Raw genomic sequence first — 1,990 nt, 5'->3', positions numbered from 1 at the left:
TACGTCACTATTAACCTTGCTTAAAGCTGGTGATCATATTGTAGCATCCAATAGTTTGTATGGTGGTACCTACAATTTGCTAAGTGTTACGTTACCGAGACATGGCATTACAACAACGTTTGTTGATCCATCTGACCCAGAGAATTTTAATAAGGCGGCTCAAGAAAATACAAGAGCGTTCTTTATTGAGTCTTTAGGTAATCCAAAGTTAGACGTGCTTGATATTGAGGCTATTTCTAAAAAGGCTAAAGCCTATAAAGTTCCATTAATTGTAGATAATACAGTAGCAACTCCATATTTGCTAAATCCAATTGCCCATGGAGCAAATATTGTTATTCATTCTTTAACGAAGTATATCAATGGAAATGGAACAGCGCTAGGAGGTGTAATTATTGACGCCGGAACCTTCGATTGGTCAAATGGTAAATTCCCAGAATTTACAGAACCATCTCCAGGTTACCACGGCCTAGTATATTGTGAAGCTCTTGAGGCTGCTGCCTTTATCGCGAAGGTAAGAATTGAAGGATTGAGAGATTATGGTGGTGCCTTAAGTCCATTTAATGCATTCCAAATTATTCAGGGATTAGAAACCCTAGAGCTTAGAATTAAGAAGCATAGTGAAAATGCGTTGGAATTGGCCAAGTGGTTACAAAGTCAACCAGAAGTGACATGGGTTAACTATCCAGGATTAGAATCTAGTCCATATAAATCACTCGCTGAACGCTATTTACCAGAAGGACAAAGTGGTATTGTAACCTTCGGCGTCGAAGGAGGTTATGAATCGGCAAAAACTATTGCTGATACTACCAAACTATTCTCTTTATTAGCCAATATTGGTGATACCAAATCATTAATAATTCACCCAGCAAGTACAACGCATCAACAATTGAGTGATGCGGATCAAGAGAGCACCGGAGTGACCAAAGATTTAATTCGCCTATCTGTAGGTTTAGAAAACATAGAAGATTTAAAAGCTGATTTAAAGGAAGCCTTTGCCGTTGTTAAAACGCAAAACCTTATTCAAAATTAGCCTTTAGTGTTGTTTAGTTTAATGCAGGTGTCTTAGCCTTAAGGCACCTGTATAATCTTAAAAAAAAATACAGATATAGATATGAGTGATTTAAAATTTAGTGTTTCAGGAGAAAGTACTTCTGATACAAAATTCGAAGGGAATACAAGACAATTTACGGTAACGGTGGATGAACCTGAAGCTTTAGGCGGAACGGACGATTTTCCAAATCCGGTAGAATATATTTTAGCAGGTTTTGCAGGTTGTGTCAACGTTGTTGGGCATGTGGTTGCAAAAGAACTAGGTTTCACCCTTAATGGATTAAAAATTGAGGTTGATGGAGAACTTAATCCAAATCGTTTTTTAGGGACTTCTAAAGATCAACGTGCAGGTTTTAAAAGTATAAAGCTTAATCTTATTCCAGAAACAGATGCAAGTATTGAGACCCTAGTAAAGTGGTTAGAAATTGTTGAAGACCGTTGCCCAGTGAAGGATAATCTTCAGAATAGTACGCCAGTGTCTATTGCTGTTGAAAAGGAGTATAACCTTTCTTAAATTCTTGTTATGAGTAATTTAAAACACATAGCAATTTCTGGATTTACAACCCATACTGGTAGGATAGTGGATGTTTCACTATCCTACCAAACCTTTGGTTTGCCGCTTGGTAATGCTCCGATTGTACTAGTCAATCATGCATTAACAGGAAACTCTAATGTGATTGGAGAGAATGGCTGGTGGAATGATTTAATCGGAGATCATAAATGTATTGATACCAATGAATATACGGTATTAGCGTTTAATATACCAGGTAATGGTTATGATGGTAATCTTAACCATTTAATAGAAAATTATAAAGATTTTAATGCCAAAGATATTGCCAGGCTTTTTGCTGAAGGTTTAAAACAATTGAAAATTGATCATTTGTTTGCTGTAATTGGCGGATCAGTAGGAGGTGGATTAGCCTGGGAATTGGCGGCATTA

3 protein-coding genes are annotated in these 1,990 nt (G+C 36.9%); all 3 read left to right on the top strand.

Going from position 1 to position 1,990, the window contains the following annotated elements:
- Positions 1 to 1,030, top strand: a 1,030-nt coding sequence (locus HRU49_RS14615) for a PLP-dependent transferase (RefSeq protein ID WP_296358465.1), incomplete at its 5' end; no start/stop codon positions are given.
- Positions 1,031 to 1,111: 81 nt separating this feature from the next.
- The gene (locus tag HRU49_RS14610; RefSeq protein ID WP_296358463.1) at positions 1,112 to 1,564 is read left to right on the top strand and encodes an OsmC family protein; all 453 of its coding nucleotides are present in this window, start codon (positions 1,112 to 1,114) and stop codon (positions 1,562 to 1,564) included.
- 9 nt (positions 1,565 to 1,573) lie between these two features.
- On the top strand, positions 1,574 to 1,990 hold a 417-nt coding region (locus tag HRU49_RS14605), incomplete at its 3' end, for an alpha/beta fold hydrolase (RefSeq protein WP_296358462.1).

The sequence above is a fragment of the Winogradskyella sp. genome (assembly GCF_013213975.1).
GTDB lineage: Bacteria > Bacteroidota > Bacteroidia > Flavobacteriales > Flavobacteriaceae > Winogradskyella.
This window is presented reverse-complemented; position numbering and strand designations above follow the sequence as displayed.